Origin of the sequence: Ruegeria atlantica, from assembly GCF_013033965.1 — a bacterium.
Lineage (GTDB): Bacteria > Pseudomonadota > Alphaproteobacteria > Rhodobacterales > Rhodobacteraceae > Ruegeria > Ruegeria atlantica_D.
In genome coordinates, this window is the sequence record NZ_WQFE01000008.1 from 111,365 (window position 1) to 131,072 (window position 19,708).

Below are 19,708 nucleotides of genomic sequence, written 5' to 3' on the forward strand. Positions count from 1 at the left end.
CGCGTCAGCGACTGGTGGCAGCCCAAAACGGACGTTCACCACATGGCAACCCAGTGGCAGATTTGTCTGAATAAAATCGATAGAGTGTGCGGGCTGCTACAGGGGAATGGAGTATGGCAGTTTCAGGAATTCTTCCAGGCGTTCGAATACCAAAATGGCTGGATTGGTATCTCAGCTATGGTTTCGATGGAAATCGCAACGCCGGAAGCGCAGGCAGCTGACCGCAAATTTTTCAGCCTGTGAGGAACGGTCAATTCGTTTTGTTTATTGGGCTTTATCAATACCACGATGCATCGATGTGGCCCACAAGCACAGCTCTTGCCCCTGAAGAGCGACGTGATCGGGCTTTGGTGTATTCAGTATCAAAGGAATGACCACCAGTATTGAATGCACCAATTAGGCGTGGATTGCGCGATACAGGGCGGCCGCGCAATCATCATCAATCAGTGGGTTTTTGGGCACCTCTAGTCACGACGGTACCGCGTCGGTTGCATATTGAGACAGGAATTCCTCTGAGGGTGGGATCTGGGTGATGACATCGATCAGTACCCCGTTTGGATCGCGATAAATCGCATGGCGTTGGCCAAACGGCTCGCTCACAAGTGACTTTGCGACAGGAACTCCTTCCGACCGAAGTCGTTCGTCCACTTTGTCGACATCCTCGACTTCAAAGTTGAGGATCATACCCTTAGACGCACCGCGGGAAACCTCTGGGATCGTCTCGTGATCCGACTGGACGATCGCGAGATTGACCGACGGATCCACTTCACTTTGTAGATGCACATACCAATCCGCCTCGAACGCCGCGCGGAAGCCAAAGTGACGTTTGTAGAACTCTGCTGTCTCAGAAACCGTTTCAGACTGAATGACCGGGTAATATTGAGTGACACGCATATTCTTGATCTCCCTAACTTACATGCAATTTGTATGTATCATAAATTTGCAAATACATGCAAGATGTATGTAAGATGTTTGCAATGATATTCGGAGCCATTAGTCTTGACCGCAGAAAAAACCGCCCGCCGCAGCCAGGCAGACCGGCGCGCCGAAACGCGCGCTAAACTCATAGAGGCTGCCCGTGAACTGTTTGTGGATTCGGGATTTTCCGATACTGCAACCCCAGACATCGTGCGTAAGGCCAGCGTAACCCGCGGCGCGCTGTATCATCATTTCAAGGACAAGGCTGACCTTTTCCGCGCCGTCGCAGAAGAGGAGGCCAAAGCAATCTCGCGCCACATTGACCAGGAAACGCGCAATGTTGCCGATCCCGAACAGGCCATGGTGACTGGATCGAATGCCTTTTTCGATGCGATGTTGGTTCCAGGTCGGGTGCGCCTACTTATGGAAGAGGCCCCAGCGGTATTAGGGCACAGCGCTGCTGTCGCGTTGACCCGGGCCAATGGAACAGAAGAACTTCATGAAGGACTTTCGCGGGCACTTCCTGAGCATACATCAAAACACATCGATGCTTTGACCAATCTGTTGTCGGCCGCGTTCGATCGAGCCGCTCTTGAGATCACCTATGGCGGCGATCCAGAGGTCTACAAAGAGGTTATGCACCATTTGATTGGTGAAGTGCTCAAGGGAAAATAGCAGACCTCGGATGCCGCGCAGTAAGGATCCCTGCCCTTCATTCCGTGAACTACGGCCCAAACGGTCATTCGATCGTGCTCCTGGTTTCTGCGGTCGCGGCCTGCGTAGCGGTCGTTCGCTGCAATTGCAAAATTGGAGACCGAGTGGACTCACAGATCCTGGGCAAAGCTGAAATTCAACTTCAGGCGCCGAACGACTGCAATCTAGAAATTGACGAACTTCCAGAGCGTGGTTTCGATTGTCAGGCAGCTCGAACGAAAGCAGCAGCAGCAAGCTCTATTTCGTAAGGCAAATGGAATAACTGGCTGCGCCGTCAATCTAAATCAGAAGTTTGAATCATAACCGCCAAACGGAGAACTTACATGACGACACCGTTTCATAACTGGCTGAGCTCACGACTGGCGGACATGATCTGAGCTTGTTTCAACGCCGTTTGTGGAACGTGGTCGTGAGAAAAGTGCCAGAATTGCTTCTTTCTCATTCCCTCCAAAACGCACTCGGCAACAGTTTCAGGATCCATACCGTTAGCCACAACCTCGGCTGCCTCTTTCTTAATTGCCTTAGTTTTCTCTGCTACCGCGACTTCTCTTCGAGCTGCCACGGGACGTTCCCCCTCGACAAGATGAGTGCGCGTAGCGCCTGGGCAAAGAACTGAAGAAGTGACACTGGAACCAGATGCCCGCAAATCTCGTTCAAGCGATTGCATCAATCCGACAACTGCAAATTTCGATGTGTTGTATGCGGCAAGAAAGGGCACCCCGTAGAGGCCCGCCTCTGATGCAGTCGCATAGATATGACCTTCTTTCTGAGCCTCAAACAACGGTAGAAAAACATGTACACCGTGAATAACACCCCACAGGTTGACGGACAGGACCCATTCCCATTCCTCAATAGTCGTCTCTTGCGTCGCGGCAAACGGACCCACCCCGGCGTTGTTGCACAGCAAATGGGCCGCACCAAAAGCACGTATCGTCTCGTCTGCCACATGCTGAACGTCTTCAAGGTTCGAGACATCCGCTTCTACTATGATTGAATTGCCAATCAATGAGGACGCCGTTTCTTCCAGCGGAGGTTCGTGGTGTCCTACCAAAACTAGGTTCATACCCGCGTTAGAAAGAACCCGAGCAAGACCGCGTCCGATACCGCTGCCAGCTCCTGTAACAACCGCCGTTTTCTCTATGGTGTCCATCTAATCTGCTTTCACTGAATTGTAGCTGCTTCCAACAATATATGGCGCAAAACACCTTCACCAAGCAGCATTCCGATTGAATTCGTATCAGAGCCCATAGCATCGAAGTCAGTCGTTGGGATTAGGTTTCAATGGGAGAAGTTTGAGGACGTCCTCACCACTCAAAACCGGTGCGATGTGGTCAACGGCCAAGTCAGTCCAGCCGCTTAGCAGCTTCGCCAGCACTGATGCGTCGTCCGCCTCAACAATACCCCACCCTTCCAAAAGAGTGGTCGAGAACCATGGACCGGATACGGACTGCACTCCGTCGGGGATACCGTCACCGGCATTCATGAACCGCTTTAGCGCAGTGTCGCGGGTTTCTGGAGTGAACTCAAAATGAATGTGAAAATACACAGTTTGATCCTCGGTTTTATAAGGGTTTGGAGTAGCTTTGCATCAAGACAATTTGGAGATGATTTTGTAGCTCAACCGCCCTGTTTTGTCATCATTCAGCTTACAGGTGGTTTGTTCCGAATTTTCAGCCAGAGGGGCGTACGATTGCAAAAGACATTAACACCGTTCTCGAAAAACCTACTTGTTTGAACCTAGAGTAGGATTGTTAGGATTGCCCGACAGATTTCGGCCGAAGGCCATGATGGTTAGCACAGCGGCTAACATTAGAGCCTATAGCACCACTCTGGTGGATCAACTACTCTGCATGGATCTTCTTCACAGGAACGACCTAATTACCGAAGTCCTGAGCCTAAACATTGTCGCAGCAACACCAACAATTGAATCAAACAATGTCAGACTTCAACATACCCGTCAGAATTTGACGGCATGTTTTCTGGCTTTCAGGTTTTGGTTTTTTGTCACTAACTTAGGTGATAGAATGTAGATGCACACTGAGGGGCTTCAGATGAAAGTACCCAAGGAGACCAAAAAGATCATGGAACTTGAGAAGGAACTGCATTCGCATCTTCCTTCCGATCCGGCTCTGCGGGTCAAAGCGCTTGAGAGCCTGTTGGTCGAAAAGGGTCTGCTTAACAGCGCAACAATCGACCGTTGGATTGAAGTATTCAGCGACGAGGTAGGCCCAAAGAATGGGGCACGCGTCGTTGCCAAAGCCTGGTCCGATGAAGCCTTCAAGAAACACCTCATGGCTGACGCCAGAAAGGCAGTCGATGAATTGGGTTTTCCAAGACTCGAAGCCAACAATTTGGTGGTCGTTGAGAACACGCCCAAGCGGCATAACGTTGTCGTTTGTACCCTGTGTTCGTGCTATCCGTGGGCAATAATGGGATTACCGCCGACTTGGTACCGGTCCTTTGAATATCGCTCGCGCGTGGTGCGTGATCCGCGCGGCGTGCTTAGGGAGTTCGGCTTAGAACTGGACGATGATGTTGAGGTCAGGGTGTGGGACAGCAACGCGGATGTTCGCTACATGGTGTTGCCCGAGCGCCCCCCCGATTCCGAGGGACTAAATGAAGCTGAGCTTGCGGCCCTCGTGTCGCGCGATGCAATGGTCGGTACCGCCAAAGTAACCACCACAGAGCAAGGGAACTGAGCTATGGATGGCATCCACGACATGGGTGGTATGCACGGTTTCGGGCCAGTTGATCCATCGCGTGAGCAGCCATTTTCAAAGACCGAGTGGCGCGCCCGTATGTTTTGTCTTGAGTTGTCTTATACACAACCTGGCGGATTCAACGTCGACTGGTTGCGCCATGTTCTGGAATGCATACCGCCCGATGTTTACCTGACAAGCGATTATTTTGATCGTTGGTATTGGCGCGATGTTGGCGTTCTGGCCAACGTGGGCTGGGTAAGCATCGACGAATTGGCCAGCGGTGTGGCAACTAGTCGGCCGCAGGACGTAGGTGATCCACTGCCACCCGAGGCGGTTTCAGTAATGCTCGAACAGGGTCTCGACAGCCGTCGCGATGTCGCGGACCCACCGGCTTTCAAGCCAGGTGACCGGGTCCGCGCTAAATTTCATTCGCCACTCGGAGCAACGCGTCTGCCTCGCTACGTGCGTGGGCATGTCGGTGTGATTGAGCAATACCACGGCTGGCACGTTTTGCCCGACGCCAACGCCGTTGGCGACGAAAGACCTGAACCGCTGTATAGTGTCGGCTTTCTCGCTCAAGATCTGTGGAGCGATGCTGCGGCTCCTGGGGACAAGGTCTTTCCTTGCTTGTGGGAGAGCTACCTTGAACGAGAATAAGACATTGCGGCCCGTGAGCCCGAAACTAACCGAACCTTGGCAGGCTGAGGTGCTTGCCCTTTCAATTGCGCTTCAAGAAATGGGACATTATTCACCCGCCGAGTGGGCGACTATCCTGGCCGCTGAGATCGAAAAAGCACGCGTTGCTGGCGATCCGGCCGATGGCAGCACTTACTACAGTCACGTCCTTGCGGCACTGGAGCGTATTGTTGCTGAAAACGCGCTCGTTCCTAGTGAAGCACTTCAGCAAAGACGCACCGACTGGGAAGACGCCTATAGGCGGACACCCCATGGCCAGCCAGTCACTCTACCAGAGGACCCTGCTACGGGTTAGATACTCGTATTCCCGTCGCAAAAAGGGGTTTAGTTGTCTGGAATGGTGCCAACTTCTTCTGGGTTGGCTCTTTGCGACGGGCATAGTGCACGCACTAATTGAACGTCCGATCCAACCACGTCCCTGGCAAAGAGCGCGAAGATCAATAGCGTCACTTGTGGCCCAAAACTGCTGGTCCGAGTGTCACGACAATTCTGCTATATTAGCCGAAGAACCAAGGGCATTTTTATTATCGGTACCTTCACACCAAATCTAAGACGTGTATCCACAGCGAGGTATGCTCATGCCAATTTCCGGTCCAGAGTTAGAGGGACCAGCTCCGCTTCATGATCTGCTGGGGCACGCTGCGTCTGATATGCACGACGATACGGCGTTAGTGTCGGGGATCAGCGTCTGGACTTGGCAGCCGTTGAAGCAACAAATCGAAACGCTTGCCGCGCATATGCTCGCATTGGGCCTGCAACCAGGGGATCGCGTCGCGTCGCTCGTGCCCAATTGCGGTGAATTGCTCGTGCACTATTTGGCATGCCTAAAGGCTGGACTAGTCGTGGTTCCCCTAAACTATCGATACACAGCAACAAACATCGACTACGCACTGAAGGTGAGTGAAGCGCAAATCATGTTGTTTCATGCCGAGAGGTTCGAGGACCTCGAGGCCAGCGAACAAGCGCATCAGCTTTCATTGGGGCGGAATTCAGTTGGTGGCCCGGTGCAAGGTGCGCGATCATTTGAGGAACTGATGCATCTTGATCCTCCAGCTGCCATGATGCCAGAGCCCGATTTGAATGCGTTGGCTTTCATATTTTTTACATCCGGCAGCACCGGCACCCCAAAGGGTGTGATGCACAGCATCCGCAGCTTTGGCGCAATCACAGCAAGTTTCGCGCAAGCAATGTGTCTGACCAATGAGGATGTCGTGTTCCCGGGTGGTTCGATTTCTCATGTCGGCGGTTTGTCGACGGCGTTCGCAGGGCTGTTGGTCCGCGCACCCGTGATACTTGATCGTCGATTTGATGGAGATGTGGTGTTGCCCCTATTGCGCAAATGGCGCCCCACCGTCTTGGTTGCTCTACCCGCCGCGTTGATTGCACTCCAGCAAGATCACAATGCGAAACGCGCCGATTTCAGTTCGCTTCGGTTATGCATCACCGGCGGAGACAAATTTCCTGTCAATTTGGAGAAGGGGTTTAGCAGTCTTACGGGATTAGAAATCAAAGAGACCTATGGGCTGACAGAAGCCGCCGACTGTTTATTTGACCCTCCCAACAAGGAAACCAAACCAGGATCGGTCGGGATCGTCTGCCCGGGCTTTTCAATGTCCGTGCGAGACTCAGACGGGAATGAAGTCGAAGAAGGTGACCTGTGGCTGTCTGGTGATCCGATGTTCCTGGGATACTGGAAAGATCCCAAGGCAACCGCAGAAGCTGTCCAGGACGGATGCTTTAACACAGAAGACATCATGCGAGTCGATGCTGACGGGTATTTCTGGTTTGTTGGACGGACAAAACAGATCATTGTGCATGATGGCTCGAACATTGCGCCGCAGGAAGTTGAAGAGGCGGTCATGGCGCACCCGGCGATCGAATTAGCCGGTGTGGTTGGTGTGCATGATACTGTGCACGGCGAAAACGTATGGGCTTATGCCTCAGTGAAAGACGGTGTTGCTACACCACGTAGCAAGGACGTTGTGGATTTAGCCCGAAAAAAAATTGGCTACAAAGCACCGGAAGTCGTAATTTTTCTCGACAGGATACCACTAAACGCCACCGGGAAAGTGGACCGACTTGCCTTGAAAAAACTAGCGGCTGAGCGGCTCTCAGCCGCATGCGCAGATTAATTGGGCACGAAGAGGTAATTAAAATGGCCGACATGTCCTTACCGCAAAGCGATCTGCTTGAAATAGAGCAGGTGCTCAGGCAAGCACTCGCGAATATTTCCAACCGCGATTTTGAGTCCTGGCTTAAGCACTGGACGCACGACGCCGTGATTATGCCGCCCGAAATGGACGACATCAAAGGTCTTGCTGAACTCAGAGCTTGGATCAGGGAATGGCCTGCAATACGGCGTTTTGAGATCGAGTCAATTGAGATCGAAGGCGCTGGTGACTTAGCAGTGGTGATATGCCACTTTGCAAGAGTTCTCGAAATGCCCGATGGTGGTGAGACCCGTCGACCCGCGCGACAGATGCTAAAATTTCGCAGGCAAGAGGGCAAAGTGTGGCAGATCGCAGCCGCGCTTTTTAACGGAATGGAATGACGCATCAAAAGGCACGGTCGTGATCTTCACACACTATATGTAAGTGGCTTGATCGTCCAACAAGCGCTGAGTTGCAATCAATTTGGCAAAGTTAGCGTTTTAACGAACTCTTCAACACCAGAAAGCATCAATTCGACAGACACAGCCGCCAACATTATGCCCAGTATGCTGGTACCGATTTGGACTGTTGTTTCATTCAGATATCGCGCGCTGAGGCTCGCAAAAACCATAGAAATCCAGTATTGAGCAGCGATCACAACGGCGACCGCCAGTATCGCAGTTAGGTCAGCAAGGGTTTTTAACCGACTGCTAAAAATGATTGCTGTCGTGAACATACCCGGACCCGCAAGAAGCGGGATCGTCAAAGGATAGACACCGATATTCTTCTGCTTTGAAGCGGCGATAGCCTTAGCTGACGACACATCTTTTTCAACTTTGTCCTTAACAACAAAGAGCATCTTAAACGCGAGAGCTAGGATTATCAGGCCGCCGGCAATTTTGAATGATGGCAGGTGGATGCCCAGAAGCGTCAGGAGCTGATCGCCGACAATCACAGTGACAATAAGCGCGCAGAACATTGTCGCAGCGGCTGCGACAGATGTTTGTCGACGCTCAACATTGGTGAAATCCTTAGTCATACTAACAAAGACGGGCACCGTGTAGAGCGGATTTACGAATGCAAGAAGAGCAAGCAGAAAATCGATAAACAAGTCATGGTTGAACATGCAATCCCTCACGAGATTGGGGTGGTCGTTTCAAGCCCAGTCTAGATTAAAATAGCTTATGTCAAAGGGATACTCTAGCTCGTTTAACGCAAATTGATCCGCGTACGGCCCATTCCCGACATTGGGCATAGTACCCGAATGCTGCGTCTGCAGCCCACATTGCCGACCTTCGCTGCGGGTGCCAGACTCGGTGTCAGTCAAGCGCATGCTCGGGACAAAACGGCCATTGACAGATCGCAAGAGTTAGAAGATCGGGCTGTTTGCGAACCTCCAATCAGCCCGCAAACCCACCCTATATTCTTCAACAGTTCAGTCACCGTCATTTGACAAAGCAGATTTCATGAAGTCCTCTTTCATCATGTGAGCTTTCATGGCCGGTAGGCCAATGGCTTTCAATCCGATGATTGCTGCATAGATCAAAGTTGCTGAGGCAAGGGCGTCCAAAAACCACCCGATAGGTGTCGCAGTAACACCAAGATGCCCTGGCAGTGTTGCGAGTGCCGGTATCGTCCAAAACCCGGTCAAGCCATGTAGAACCAGCGCGATCCAAAACCCGGCACAGTACGGGCAACGCCATTGTTCATAAAGTGAACTTAACGGCCGAGGCAGCGCCGCAATGAAGCGGTTGAACCACGTCCCCCATTCAGGGAGTTTCTCCCAGATCAAGATGTGGATGGCCGTCGCCATTAGGACTAGTTCGAACGTCATTTTTGAGTTTCCTTATTATGTTAGTTTGTCTGACTTACTTTAATTTCCAAAATACTTGTCAGACCGGTTTCCGATGCTGCCCTACTGCGATTTCAATCGCTCTGGCGTCATCTCCGGACAGTTCCTCAAGCAACGCCTTCGCTGCTGCTTCATAGATCTGCTCGCCAGAAGACAGCAGGTTTTGACCCTGTTCAGTTAGCATTATGTGTTGAGCGCGGGCGTCGTACTGACAAGGGAAACGCACGACTAACCCACGTTCCTCAAGTTTCAAGACCATCGCACTGGCTGATGCTTTTCTCACACCCATTTCATCAACTACATCTTGAAGATGTTGCCCATGATAATCTCTGTCCGTTTTTTTGGCTTCCTGATCCTTTATCGCGCGAAGATACTCGAATTCGCTATGGGTCATCCCCAGATGCCCCCCTGCTTTCGCCCACTGTCTGTGGCCTTGTCTGTGCGCTAGTTCGATCAGCCTTGCCAACTTCATGCTACTACCCCATTTAGTCAGTCACTCTAACTAACCTACATGCACGCGAAGTCAATGGTGCTTCCGCAACTTTGTACACAATCAAATCGAAGCAAAAGCTACGCCCATATGATCCAAGGCTATCAGAAGCCTTTCGCGTCTCCCCCCAACCATCTTTAGCGTTTCCCTGATTGTAGGCCTATTTGTCGGTTTTCTTTTGCAATGGTCCGCGCTGCCATGGGGTGTTCAACTCGTTCTTGGTCTCTTGATCATTCTAGCAGGCGTTCTTACGATCCACAGCTCCATTAGGGAATTTGAAGCTGGCAATACAACATATGATCCGTATAACGTTTCAACTGAACTCGTCACCTCTGGTGCTTATCAGTATTCGAGAAACCCGGATTATCTTGGCCTCGCGGTCATTCAATGCGGAATCGCCGTTCTGCTCGATAATGTTTGGATCGCTATCGCTGGTTTTATCGCAGGTACTGTCACGACGGTATTTGCCATCCGCCTTGAAGAACGCAAGCTAACTGCTCCCTTTGGCAAATCCTATACTGATTATCGGAAGCGCGTTCGGCGCTGGGTCTGAAGGTTAGCCACAGACGTTTCGAATTGAAGAGATTAGGCGATCAATTGGGTCCGCTCAGGGTTCACAGCAGACCTCAGAGCAAGCACCGCAATGCCCCTACCTCGTCATATCTGACCACGCCGACGGCCCAATCCCGACCTTCGCCGAGCATTCAAGATGCCGCAGTCACCAGCCCGCGAAGCAGTCATTCGCTGCGGCTGCGCCAAAAGCGGATCTTGGATGGCAGGGCAACAAAAATACAGTTGTTTTCATGTGTGTTAAAGACCTATGAGTTTTGGCACAGACGAAAACTCTTCGACTTTTGAGTGGTCAGTAGACACGGCAATTGGTAGCCTTTTCAGTATTTGAGGAAAGGCCTGTGTTGTGAAAGCGTTGTATTCTTTAAAACTTGCTCTGTTCTCGGTAGTCCTGTCTGGGTGCTATTTTGTGGCGGAAAACGACCTGTTTGGTTCGAGGTTGCTGGATCACGGCTTCCCAAAAGAAGCTGTAATAGTGTCAAAGAAGAACGAACTTATTCCTGTAAGCCAGTCTTTTCACGTATTCGAAATCGAACCCGGCACGTTTTCAATGAAGGTGTCAGAAGAAGAATTGAGGTTCAGCGTTGTCGATCGACACAATGGTGGCTTTTTTGTTCAGGTATCTTCACCGGACGATCCGAGTGGCCTATTTTATCTTTGGGTCTCGGAATTCCAGGAGGATGCGTTGACAGTCGGGTACCCTGACCCGTCAACCGCGAGGGGTTTTCTTTCAACGCTTCAGTCCGATGGCTACACAGTATTGGAAAATACTGTTCTGGCACAAACATCCGATGAACTGAAAGAAATTTATGACTTCTTTGTAACGAATGATGCAATTGGGCGGGTAGTCTGGACAGTGTACGATCTTGATAGCCCGCATGATAAGAATGAATTCCGGAAACTTGCCGAACAAGGCGTGGTCGCGTTCTCCGTTGCGAAGGAAATCTTTCCAGACTTCAAGCAACCTAAGCAAAATTCGGACGTATCTGGCAACGAAAATGAGAACATCAACAACTCGCTAGCTACTTCCAGTGAACCGGCAAATCACTGCATGAAGGTGACTTATGAAGCTAAATTTTTTCGAGTGCGCGTAAGGAATTCCTGTGAGTTCAGCGTAAGGATCAATCATTGCGAAAGAACGAAGACCGCGGCGGCAGAAAGCCTGTGGTCAAACATGCTCGGTTGGAGCCGCCCAATTCACGAAACTTGCCGCAGTTACGTACTAGCACCCGAGAACAGCAACACTTTCACTTTTGTAAGAAACCTGGATGACCCAACTGTGCCGGGGATTTACAAATTAAATTCGCCGCTCAGTTACAGGCTTAACGCATTCAAGAAGTGACGTGGGCTTCTAGGTCGTAAATCTTTAAATACACTAGTGTTTTTGTCGCTGCCAATTCCTCGAATCTGGAAGAATCCACCATAGCACCGGTCGGAAGTAATTAAGTTTCTTTGCATACTACGACACTATGGTTCGCGGCTATGCAACCTGTGTTGAACTTGCCATTCAATCTCAACTTTGGATTTTCAGAATTGGTTTTTTTGTCACTGTCTGCACACTTCCCTAATTCGTTTAAAATCTTGGGCCACAAACACTTGGCAAAAGCTCGCGTTGATTTAGCTCATCTTAGGCCGTGGCCCAACTACGCGACGCTCGTGTGGGGTGTAGCATCAGGTAAAATGGGCTCACATCTGCCCTTCGCTACGATAAGTCCCAATTGGTAAGAAGAGCCCATACCGACCATTGATCGTGCTTTGGGATTTTGCTCATATAGCAGGTTGCTAAACGCGTAAACCAGACATCGCCTGTGTTGCTAGCAACTGGCTTTGATGCGGACAAAGCGGGCATTCGACCAATGTCGGCTCTGCGGAAAGCATGTGATGGACCGCTGCCTCCAGAAGGCGACGTCATAGGTCTTTTCAGTCTCAAGCCCATAATTTGTTGAGCCTGGGTTTCGGCAACTTCTTTTGTAGAGTGTTTTTTCTTACAGTTTTGTTGCGGACTACGTGCCTGCACGAATTCTGCACAAAAGAGCCCCTGAGTCTGCACAACCTACCACGAAGAAGTTCAAAGAAGCCGCCCATAATCCTTCCTAAGATATTTGATTTCCAAGGAGGAAAAGATGAGCGGAACATTGGTGATCAATGGTGTACCGGACAGTATTCGCCATGATGGTTGGTGGCTTGCATGCAGCCATGCTGACGCGCCGGGTGTTAGCGGCACCCAGGAGAAAATTCGACCAAAGAAGGTCGGCCGTCGTCACTCAATTGCCATCATAGTTTTGCTTTTAATGGTTATTCTCGCCGATTGGCTTTTTTGGGGTCACAGCCTTGGCATCTCGGTCGCCCTGTTTGCTCTGGCTCTATCAGTCGCCATACTTGCGATGAAGCCAAGCGGAGCGACACCTCGTGAATGGGTGATCGCACTGGCCTTTGCAACCACCTGCAACCTTCCGGTTGTAGAGCAGTTTCAAATGTTGTCGCTGTTTTTCGCGGGGATCGGGATCGTCGTCCTGGTTGTTTGGGTAAGTTACGGGCGGATCGTCAAGTGGTGGCAAGCACTGTGGACCATCACCCGAGTATCAACCGTCGGTGCCACCCTTTTGCCCATTGGTTTAGTCGATGACGTGAAGGAGGTTCAGGCTACGGCTAGACTAAAGCAACACCTAAAGGCGTTGATCCTTCCGTTAGCGGTCGGGTTGATGTTCCTGTTACTGTTGGCCTTGGCCAATCCCATCCTGGAACGGTTCCTGGATCAACTTGCCAGACTTGAATTTCTGACTACTGAGCACGCCCTTAGAATCTTCTTTTGGGTGGTCGTGGCGTCGGTCGTGTGGCCCTACCTGAACTTGAGTGAATCTTGGCTTGGTCCGGTTGCCAGCACGCCCAAGTTCAAGTCGATCCACTTGCCCCGACTGGCATCGTTAGTGAGTGCCGAGTCGGTTCGCAACTCGCTCTTCCTTTTCAACATCCTTTTCTTCGTTCAAACCGTTATGGATATCGGTGTGCTCACGGGTGGTATGTCGCTGCCCGACGGGATGACTTACGCCCGCTATGCTCATCGAGGGGCCTATCCTCTGCTGGCAACTGCGCTTCTTGCCGGAGTGTTTGCAATCACTACGCACCAGATGATCGGAGAGAGCCGGTTTCTGAAGAGCTTGTTACTCCTGTGGCTCGGTCAGAACCTTTTTCTGGTTTTCACTGCTGCATTCCGGCTCAACCTCTATGTGGAAGCCTACAATCTCACCTACTTACGGGTAGGCGCCTTCGTTTGGATGGGGCTGGTTTTTGTTGGGCTGATCCTGACCGTCGCTCAGATCACCAGAGCTTACAGTGTTGGATGGTTGGTGAGATCAAACTTGGCTGTATTGATGGGCACACTCTATCTGTGCAGTTTCGTCAACTTTGCCTGGGTGATCGCCGACTACAATTTGCACCACTCAAACACCATCGGTCGGCTCGATACTCGTTATGTCTGCGGGTTGGGTGAACTGGCGCTGCCCGCGATCCTAGAACATCACAGGGCGACCGGGGAGTCCGTGTGCAATGGATACCAGCGTCAGATGCCAGTACATTCCCCCATAAATAACTGGCGAGATTGGGGCTTTCGCGAATGGCGGCTTCAAGTCTATCTTGCCGCAGAATTGCAGGAACAGGTGATTGATGCCCGGCCATATTCTCATCGCTGATGACGATCCGAACATCCGTGAGGTGATTGGGTTTGCAGTGGAGAAGTCCGGGTTCACTGCTTCCTTTGCCGAGCATGGACTGGCCGCTCTGGAACAAGTTCAGACCGGCAATCCCGATCTTTTGGTGCTGGACATTGGATTGCCCGAGATGGACGGGCTTGAGGTTTGCCGTGAATTGCGAAAGACCTCGGACCTGCCCGTTCTGTTCCTCACCGCTCGGGATGAGGAGATCGACCGTATCATAGGGCTGGAGATTGGCGGGGACGACTACGTGACCAAGCCGTTTTCACCCCGTGAACTGGTTGCCCGGATCAAGGTAATCTTAAAACGCACACAAATAAATAAAATGTCTTTGGCTCCGGCCTTTTCCCACGGTGACCTCCGGATCGACACTGACCGGCATCTCTGCCTTGTCGCAGGGAGGGAGGTTGCGCTGACCGCCTCAGAGTTCTCCCTACTAAGAGCCTTGATGTCAAAACCAATGAAGGTCGTGTCCCGGCAAAGCCTCGTTGATGTCGTCTACGGTCACAACATTCACGTCTCGGATCGCACAATTGATAGCCACATTCGTAACATTCGGAGCAAACTGGCACTGGCGGGTTGTGTTGAGAGCATTGTGACGGTTCACGGCGTAGGTCTGAGGATGGGATCGTGCAACACAGCATGACTCGAAAATGGCGTCCTCGGCTTTGGGCCGTAGTGCTGCTTGTACTCGGACTCGTCCTGTGCCTGCCCTTCGCTGGTTTGTTTTTGTTCAAGTTCTATGCCAACCAGCTTGTACAGCAGACCGAGGAAAGCCTGCTAACACAGGCGTCGGTCCTGGCGGCGGTATATGCTGAACTCTATCAGGCTGAAACCAGTCGAGACGCTTACGATCCGGAGAGGCAGCAGGCATACACCCCGGTTTTTCCCTCCTTGTCGATGCAAGCCGAAGCAATCCTTCCGCCGCGCCCTGATGCGGCTCCGATCACCATCGACCCCGCCATCGATTACCTCGAAATCGGTCCCGAACTTTCACGCATCGCGGATGCCTCCCAAGTAAACACACTGGCCGGATACCGGTTTCTTGATCCAGATGGGAATGTCATTGGAGGGAGTGCCGAAGTTAGCCTTTCCCTGCTCCATGTGGACGAAGTCGCGAGAGCCCTTGGGGGTGAAACTGTCTCCGTTGCCCGAGAGCGCATCCGTGAAGGCCCAGAACCGGCTCTTTACTCCGTCAGCCGTGGCACCAGGGTCAGGGTCTTCGTCGCGATGCCCGTTGTCGTAGACGGTGACATCATAGGGGCCGTCTACATCAGCCGGACTCCGAACCATATCTTTAGGTTTCTCTATGGCGAACGGTTCAACCTGGCCAAAGCAGGGCTTTTCATCATCGTTTCGACTGCACTGATCGGCTTCATCTTTTGGCGCTTCATCACCCGTCCTATACAGACGCTTATCCATCGTACCCAGATCACCGGAAACGGAAAACGCTGGGAGCCTCTAAATCATTATGGCACCCGAGAAATCGAAAACCTCAGCCATAGTTTTCAATCCCTCACAAGACGACTTCAAGACCAGCAGGATGCACTGCAGACATACACAGCCCATGTGACTCACGAATTGAAGTCACCGCTGACCGCCGTGAAAGGCGCGGCTGAGTTACTACGTGACGGAGCTATGCCCGACGAGCAGCGGAACCTTTTCCTGGATAACATCGACCGTGATACAGATCGTATGGAAGACCTTCTCGCCAGCATGCGCTCATTCAGCCTGGCTGAACAGAACGCCATCGGGGGCGCATGCTGCCTGGCAGACGTGGAGGATCAGATGCGGGGAAGATTCTCACGGCTATCCATCACCTTGATGAACGCCGATCTAGTTTTGCCAGTGCATCCGAAAACCCTAATGATCATCCTGACACATATTCTAGAAAACGCCCAACAACATGACGCTGATGAGATCGTCTTGAGAACCACCGCGGATTCGTCTGGAGTAAGCCTAACCATTACGGACAATGGCCCTGGAATCAGCGACGGAAACCGAAACAAGATCATGGACCCATTCTTCACGACCCGTCGCGATCATGGCGGTACGGGGATGGGGCTGAACATCGTGAATGCAATCGTCAAGGCCCTCGGGGGCATCATTGAACCTCAACCAAACCCGACAGGGGCACGGTTCCGGATCAAGTTTTAAACAAGCGGACAAAACGCAGTTTCATGCTCACGGCACACCTACCATCGGGGTATTGTTTAGGGAAGTTATCTCGGTTTCACGGGTGGACTTTTGCCGCCGCGGTCCTTGGGTCCGTTCTCCCGGATGCCGATTTACTTTTCTTTTACTTCATCGATCAAAAGGCGATCCATCACCACCGGTATTGGATGCATATCCCATTGTTTTGGGCAGTCATTGCAGGGGTCGCGTTGTCGCTTTTGTGGAATTCACGCTTCAAACAGGTAGCCATTGCGTTCTTCGCGGCAATATTCCTCCACTTGATACTGGATAGTGTTGGTGGCGGGATCATGTGGCTTGCACCCTTCAACACCGAACTCTGGGCGCTGGTAGCGATTCCCCCACGCTATCCTCACTGGGTTCTCTCGTTCCTGCTTCATTGGACGATCCTGATTGAAGTATTGATATGGGCATGGGCAGTTTATTTTTTCCTGAAGCAAAGGCGATATTGCGCGGCGCGGTGATACTTTCGTCTGCCACTTCAAATGTTCCTTTGGACAAACAGACAAACCACACCCAGGGATGTCCATTCCGTCAGAACCCGCCGGAGATACTGCGACTCCGCGATCTATGCAACACGGTCTTGATGACTTAAAAGAGCTTTGTTCGGCTCACATCAACCACGAGGTTGAGCAAATGAGAGTTGCCGTTGCGGATTTTGACGACCGGCTGCGCTTTAAAGGGGCGGTAAAGAACAATTACCGGCTGGACTGATCTTCTCCCTGATATTTCCTGCCGTTGACAGCCTCCCCCCACCATGCTTGGCTGCTTCAAACTTTAGAGGATAACAGACCATTAGATTTTCAGGATTTTTTGTGATCGCAGCCATGTTGTGCGGAGGGCCCTTTGCAGTCGGGTCCGCCTCGGCTGATACACTAATTTACTCACGATCGGCACAACTCATCGAAAACCCAACGGGTACGTTCCGGGATGTCTATGACATTTTTTCTGTGGACACAGGCACAGGATTTACGAAGCGGCTGACGACTACGCCAACCGGGCTGGAATACGACAACGCTGATGGTGCTCTCAACGACGCCGAAAATCTTCTGGTGTTCTACAGCTACCGGCATCGCGATGAGGCCGGAAACGGAAATTCCGCGGAACTCTACACCATGGCAGCTGACGGAACTCAGGAAACCCGTATCTCCACCAATGCGGCCATTGATGATGCTTTTCCGCAATGGTGCGGTAACTTCATTGTCTTTACGAGGGATGATTTTTCCGATGGCAATGCCGGTGACATCTACCGCATCAATCCGGATCGTTCGGGATTAGCGCCCGTCGTCCAGACCACCGCAGACGAGTTTGAGCCAGACTGCCATTCAGCATCGAACAAGCTGGTCTATGTGAAGGCCAATGCTCCAAATGATCGCAAGATCGTCGTCTCAAATCTGGACGGGTCAAACCCTGTCGTTCTTACCACCCTACCCACTATCTGCGGCGAACCCCGATGGTCTCAGGACGGCCAATGGATCGTATATTCCTGTGATCACCACGCGCCACAAACATTTGACACCGAGATCTATAGGATGCGTCCGGTCGATGTTTCGCCGGCGGATGGAGAGGGCGACGACCGACAGCGTTTGACTATCTCGCCTGCGGGATCTCGCGCGAGCTCACCCGTTCTCTCGCCCTCTGGTGCCAGAGTGGGCTGGACCCGGGAAACCGGCCCGGAGTGGACGGTTTTTTGGAAGACCATTGGCACGACAGATGATGCGCCCGTAGCGGTCATCGACGGCAGAAGTTTTCTAAGTGATTGGAAATAGATTTGGAGCAGGAGAATTGAGATGCCGTGGGACTTTCAGCCGGAACTGATCATTCAGGGTGTGGCAAGCAAGGCCGATCTGCTGACTAGGCCGACCGGCGATATCCGGCTTGATCGGTTCCTGATTGTAAACGATCCGGCGCAAATTGATGCGAGTTGGATTGGGGAAAGCTTTGACGAGGTGGTTAAGACTATGCACCCAGCCACAAGCGTCAAAATTGATGGGGAAGACCAACCAACACATGATCTTCACGCCGGAGGCCTGTTTTTTCGCAACTTTCAAATGGTCAATTCGAAGTTCAGATCGATCAATTTGAGCAGCACAAGCCTAGGCGGAAACAACTACCTCAACAATGTTGATACCGGGGTCGTTAACCTGAGCTTCACGCATGCGTTGCCGGATGGGGACACGCAACCGGTAAAAGGGTTCGTGTTTCAGGACACAACCTGTTCCAGTATGCTGATAGCGAGGTGCACATTGAAGCATATTAGCTTTCGGGATTTTGTGACCTCCGGAAACCTGGTGATTGAACAATGTGACACCGAGCACATTTTCTTAACACAAAACACCAGAGTGTCAGGGCTCCGCTATCATGGAACAAGCGCAACCCTTTCGGCCGATTTTGATCGCGTCGCAATCAAACCACAGCCAAATGTACTGGAAGTGCCGTTGGGAATGTACCCGGCGATAGAGCAACTTCAAGTGAATTGGTAGTGCTTCTGTCTGGCGGCTGTATTCAGTTCCCGGCCGACAATCTCGCTCCTAGCAGCCAACAGATCCTCAACGTCTGCTGTGCTAATCGCAAGGCGATAGTAAGCCCAATCCGCGCAGGCAATGATCTCTCGAAGATAGCAAAAACCCTTCGGGCAAGGCATGATCGGTGGGATGTTCATTTGCCCGACATGGCGGGATCTCTCTGCCTGAACAGGTCGGCAATACCTATTGCTGCCCTGCAGCGCTAAGTTGCCAACGAACTCGGCAGCGGGATCTGTGCCCCGTCTGTTTCCTTGGCGACGTGAGGTAACCACGCTGATTTATTGACCAAGGCTATTCGTCCGCATACGAACTTGCCCAAACGCAGAAAACCGACACCCGACGCGGCACAGATCCCGCTGATCTACCAAGGACAAACTCCATGAGCGAAAACATCATCGTCAGCACTCAGGATCGCGTCACAACGGTGACGATTTCTCGTGAGGAAAAGAAAAACGCGATCACTTTCGCCATGTATACCGCGATGGCAAAGGCCATTGAGGATTATGGTCAAACCGATGATGCCCGGGCATTCGTTATTACAGGCTGCGGCGATATGTTCACAGCCGGGAATGACCTACAGGACTTCATGTCGGGCGGTCTTCCGGCCAGTAACGACGAAAACCCGATCGTCCGGTTTTTGAATGCGATCCGCGATTGCCCGAAGCCTCTGATCGCGGCTGTAAACGGGCCCGCGATTGGCGTTGGCCTGACCATGCTGCTGCACTGCGACCTGGTCTATTCTGCACGCAGCGCCACCTATAGCGCACCATTTGTCCAACTGGGTCTGGTACCCGAAGCCGGGTCTTCGATGCTGTTGCCTGCATCCCTTGGCATGGCTGTCGCCAATGATGTCTTGCTGGCCGGGCGGGTCCTGACCGCGGCCGAGGCCTTGGACCATGGATTGGTCGCCCGCGTCTTCGTCGACGAGGATCTGATGAGCAATGTGCAGGAAATCGCACAGAGCATAGCGGCCTCATCGCCGACTGCCCTCAAACAATCAAAGGCCTTGATCCGTAATCAGCGTGCAGAGGTGGCAGGGCACATGTCCGCGGAGATCAAGATCTTTGCCGCGCAACTCCAGTCCCCCGATTTTGCCGAAAGCGTTGCGGCCAAACTGCAAAAACGAGCTCCCAACTATGGCTGACCCAAAAGCAAGCTGAAAACCGACATCTCTTTGCAGGTCTATTA

At 52.0% G+C, this 19,708-nt stretch carries 23 protein-coding genes and 1 pseudogene; 17 read left to right on the plus strand and 7 right to left on the minus strand.

Features of this window, described 5'->3' with window-relative positions:
* The first annotated feature begins 42 nt into the window (after positions 1–42).
* Positions 43–243 (plus strand): hypothetical protein, encoded by a 201-nt coding sequence (locus GOW16_RS15020; RefSeq protein ID WP_170416413.1) that lies wholly within the window; start codon positions 43–45, stop codon positions 241–243.
* A 225-nt stretch (positions 244–468) separates the two neighbouring features.
* Here the strand turns inward: GOW16_RS15020 and GOW16_RS15025 are convergent, their stop codons facing one another.
* Positions 469–894, minus strand: coding sequence for a VOC family protein (locus GOW16_RS15025; protein WP_170416414.1), 426 nt, complete (start codon positions 892–894; stop codon positions 469–471).
* A gap of 105 nt (positions 895–999) precedes the next feature.
* Between GOW16_RS15025 and GOW16_RS15030 the strand changes: the two genes are divergently transcribed.
* Positions 1,000–1,593 carry a TetR/AcrR family transcriptional regulator gene (locus GOW16_RS15030; protein ID WP_170416415.1) on the plus strand — a complete coding sequence of 198 codons (594 nt, stop codon included), beginning with the start codon at positions 1,000–1,002 and terminating at the stop codon, positions 1,591–1,593.
* A gap of 143 nt (positions 1,594–1,736) precedes the next feature.
* A complete protein-coding gene (locus GOW16_RS15035) occupies positions 1,737–1,880 on the plus strand; it encodes a hypothetical protein (RefSeq protein ID WP_170416416.1) in 144 nt (47 codons plus the stop codon).
* Positions 1,881–1,969: 89 nt separating this feature from the next.
* On the opposite strand, the gene GOW16_RS15040 is transcribed toward GOW16_RS15035, so the two are convergent.
* Both GOW16_RS15040 and GOW16_RS15045 read right to left on the minus strand, forming a co-directional pair.
* Entirely contained in the window at positions 1,970–2,782 is an 813-nt protein-coding gene (locus GOW16_RS15040; RefSeq protein WP_170416417.1) for an SDR family oxidoreductase, read from the minus strand.
* Positions 2,783–2,890: 108 nt separating this feature from the next.
* Positions 2,891–3,178: a DUF3303 domain-containing protein gene (locus tag GOW16_RS15045; RefSeq protein WP_170416418.1), complete on the minus strand. Its 288-nt coding sequence runs from the start codon at positions 3,176–3,178 to the stop codon at positions 2,891–2,893.
* 535 nt (positions 3,179–3,713) lie between these two features.
* Between GOW16_RS15045 and nthA the strand changes: the two genes are divergently transcribed.
* The 5 genes from nthA to GOW16_RS15070 all read left to right on the plus strand — a co-directional run bounded on the left by nthA (position 3,714) and on the right by GOW16_RS15070 (position 7,581).
* A complete protein-coding gene (gene nthA / locus GOW16_RS15050; protein ID WP_170416419.1) occupies positions 3,714–4,331 on the plus strand; it encodes a nitrile hydratase subunit alpha in 618 nt (205 codons plus the stop codon).
* Between the two features lie 3 nt (positions 4,332–4,334).
* Positions 4,335–4,991 (plus strand): nitrile hydratase subunit beta, encoded by a 657-nt coding sequence (gene nthB / locus GOW16_RS15055; protein ID WP_170416420.1) that lies wholly within the window; start codon positions 4,335–4,337, stop codon positions 4,989–4,991.
* A 13-nt stretch (positions 4,992–5,004) separates the two neighbouring features.
* Positions 5,005–5,325, plus strand: a complete 321-nt coding sequence (locus GOW16_RS23010) for a nitrile hydratase accessory protein (RefSeq protein ID WP_217354634.1) — start codon at positions 5,005–5,007, stop codon at positions 5,323–5,325.
* 283 nt (positions 5,326–5,608) lie between these two features.
* Positions 5,609–7,162, plus strand: a complete 1,554-nt coding sequence (locus tag GOW16_RS15065; RefSeq protein ID WP_170416422.1) for a class I adenylate-forming enzyme family protein — start codon at positions 5,609–5,611, stop codon at positions 7,160–7,162.
* Positions 7,163–7,185: 23 nt separating this feature from the next.
* Positions 7,186–7,581: a YybH family protein gene (locus tag GOW16_RS15070; protein WP_170416423.1), complete on the plus strand. Its 396-nt coding sequence runs from the start codon at positions 7,186–7,188 to the stop codon at positions 7,579–7,581.
* Positions 7,582–7,658: 77 nt separating this feature from the next.
* Here the strand turns inward: GOW16_RS15070 and GOW16_RS15075 are convergent, their stop codons facing one another.
* From GOW16_RS15075 to GOW16_RS15085, 3 genes are all read right to left on the minus strand, one after another.
* Positions 7,659–8,306, minus strand: coding sequence for a MarC family protein (locus tag GOW16_RS15075; protein WP_170416424.1), 648 nt, complete (start codon positions 8,304–8,306; stop codon positions 7,659–7,661).
* A gap of 309 nt (positions 8,307–8,615) precedes the next feature.
* A complete protein-coding gene (locus tag GOW16_RS15080) occupies positions 8,616–9,014 on the minus strand; it encodes a hypothetical protein (RefSeq protein ID WP_170416425.1) in 399 nt (132 codons plus the stop codon).
* 58 nt (positions 9,015–9,072) lie between these two features.
* Complete coding sequence (locus tag GOW16_RS15085) at positions 9,073–9,504, minus strand: MarR family winged helix-turn-helix transcriptional regulator (RefSeq protein ID WP_170416426.1); 432 nt, start codon at positions 9,502–9,504, stop codon at positions 9,073–9,075.
* A gap of 196 nt (positions 9,505–9,700) precedes the next feature.
* Here GOW16_RS15085 and GOW16_RS15090 point away from each other — a divergent pair, with 196 nt between their 5' ends.
* The 8 genes from GOW16_RS15090 to GOW16_RS15125 all read left to right on the plus strand — a co-directional run bounded on the left by GOW16_RS15090 (position 9,701) and on the right by GOW16_RS15125 (position 18,478).
* Complete coding sequence (locus GOW16_RS15090) at positions 9,701–10,075, plus strand: methyltransferase family protein (protein WP_302478077.1); 375 nt, start codon at positions 9,701–9,703, stop codon at positions 10,073–10,075.
* A gap of 426 nt (positions 10,076–10,501) precedes the next feature.
* The gene (locus GOW16_RS15095) at positions 10,502–11,434 is read left to right on the plus strand and encodes a hypothetical protein (RefSeq protein WP_170416428.1); all 933 of its coding nucleotides are present in this window, start codon (positions 10,502–10,504) and stop codon (positions 11,432–11,434) included.
* A gap of 781 nt (positions 11,435–12,215) precedes the next feature.
* Positions 12,216–13,781: a DUF4153 domain-containing protein gene (locus GOW16_RS15100; RefSeq protein ID WP_170416430.1), complete on the plus strand. Its 1,566-nt coding sequence runs from the start codon at positions 12,216–12,218 to the stop codon at positions 13,779–13,781.
* Positions 13,756–14,448 (plus strand): response regulator transcription factor, encoded by a 693-nt coding sequence (locus GOW16_RS15105; RefSeq protein ID WP_170416432.1) that lies wholly within the window; start codon positions 13,756–13,758, stop codon positions 14,446–14,448. Before GOW16_RS15100 ends, GOW16_RS15105 begins: the two co-directional genes overlap by 26 nt.
* 83 nt (positions 14,449–14,531) lie before the next feature.
* Positions 14,532–15,959 carry an ATP-binding protein gene (locus GOW16_RS15110; protein ID WP_254429797.1) on the plus strand — a complete coding sequence of 476 codons (1,428 nt, stop codon included), beginning with the start codon at positions 14,532–14,534 and terminating at the stop codon, positions 15,957–15,959.
* 23 nt (positions 15,960–15,982) lie between these two features.
* Complete coding sequence (locus GOW16_RS23095; RefSeq protein ID WP_170416435.1) at positions 15,983–16,459, plus strand: metal-dependent hydrolase; 477 nt, start codon at positions 15,983–15,985, stop codon at positions 16,457–16,459.
* A 351-nt stretch (positions 16,460–16,810) separates the two neighbouring features.
* Complete coding sequence (locus GOW16_RS15120) at positions 16,811–17,764, plus strand: TolB family protein (protein ID WP_170416437.1); 954 nt, start codon at positions 16,811–16,813, stop codon at positions 17,762–17,764.
* Between the two features lie 21 nt (positions 17,765–17,785).
* Positions 17,786–18,478: a hypothetical protein gene (locus GOW16_RS15125; RefSeq protein ID WP_170416439.1), complete on the plus strand. Its 693-nt coding sequence runs from the start codon at positions 17,786–17,788 to the stop codon at positions 18,476–18,478.
* 26 nt (positions 18,479–18,504) lie between these two features.
* Here the strand turns inward: GOW16_RS15125 and GOW16_RS22830 are convergent.
* A pseudogene (locus GOW16_RS22830) lies at positions 18,505–18,657 on the minus strand (IS6 family transposase); the annotation flags it as partial.
* 242 nt (positions 18,658–18,899) lie between these two features.
* On the opposite strand from GOW16_RS22830, the gene GOW16_RS15130 reads away from it, so the two are divergent.
* Positions 18,900–19,664, plus strand: coding sequence for an enoyl-CoA hydratase-related protein (locus tag GOW16_RS15130; protein WP_170416441.1), 765 nt, complete (start codon positions 18,900–18,902; stop codon positions 19,662–19,664).
* Positions 19,665–19,708: the final 44 nt, after the last annotated feature.

Excerpts from the sequence above, each read along its gene's own strand:
- GOW16_RS15040 (WP_170416417.1), bottom strand. The coding sequence starts at position 2,782 with ATGGACACCATAGAGAAAACGGCGGTTGTTACAGGAGCTGGCAGCGGT.
- nthA (WP_170416419.1), top strand. The coding sequence starts at position 3,714 with ATGGAACTTGAGAAGGAACTGCATTCGCATCTTCCTTCCGATCCGGCT.
- GOW16_RS15080 (WP_170416425.1), bottom strand. The coding sequence starts at position 9,014 with ATGACGTTCGAACTAGTCCTAATGGCGACGGCCATCCACATCTTGATC.
- nthB (WP_170416420.1), top strand. The coding sequence starts at position 4,335 with ATGGATGGCATCCACGACATGGGTGGTATGCACGGTTTCGGGCCAGTT.
- GOW16_RS15130 (WP_170416441.1), top strand. The coding sequence starts at position 18,900 with ATGAGCGAAAACATCATCGTCAGCACTCAGGATCGCGTCACAACGGTG.
- GOW16_RS15020 (WP_170416413.1), top strand. The coding sequence starts at position 43 with ATGGCAACCCAGTGGCAGATTTGTCTGAATAAAATCGATAGAGTGTGC.
- GOW16_RS23095 (WP_170416435.1), top strand. The coding sequence starts at position 15,983 with ATGCTCACGGCACACCTACCATCGGGGTATTGTTTAGGGAAGTTATCT.
- GOW16_RS15105 (WP_170416432.1), top strand. The coding sequence starts at position 13,756 with ATGCCCGGCCATATTCTCATCGCTGATGACGATCCGAACATCCGTGAG.
- GOW16_RS15100 (WP_170416430.1), top strand. The coding sequence starts at position 12,216 with ATGAGCGGAACATTGGTGATCAATGGTGTACCGGACAGTATTCGCCAT.
- GOW16_RS15125 (WP_170416439.1), top strand. The coding sequence starts at position 17,786 with ATGCCGTGGGACTTTCAGCCGGAACTGATCATTCAGGGTGTGGCAAGC.
- GOW16_RS15070 (WP_170416423.1), top strand. The coding sequence starts at position 7,186 with ATGGCCGACATGTCCTTACCGCAAAGCGATCTGCTTGAAATAGAGCAG.
- GOW16_RS15075 (WP_170416424.1), bottom strand. The coding sequence starts at position 8,306 with ATGTTCAACCATGACTTGTTTATCGATTTTCTGCTTGCTCTTCTTGCA.
- GOW16_RS15085 (WP_170416426.1), bottom strand. The coding sequence starts at position 9,504 with ATGAAGTTGGCAAGGCTGATCGAACTAGCGCACAGACAAGGCCACAGA.
- GOW16_RS15025 (WP_170416414.1), bottom strand. The coding sequence starts at position 894 with ATGCGTGTCACTCAATATTACCCGGTCATTCAGTCTGAAACGGTTTCT.
- GOW16_RS15065 (WP_170416422.1), top strand. The coding sequence starts at position 5,609 with ATGCCAATTTCCGGTCCAGAGTTAGAGGGACCAGCTCCGCTTCATGAT.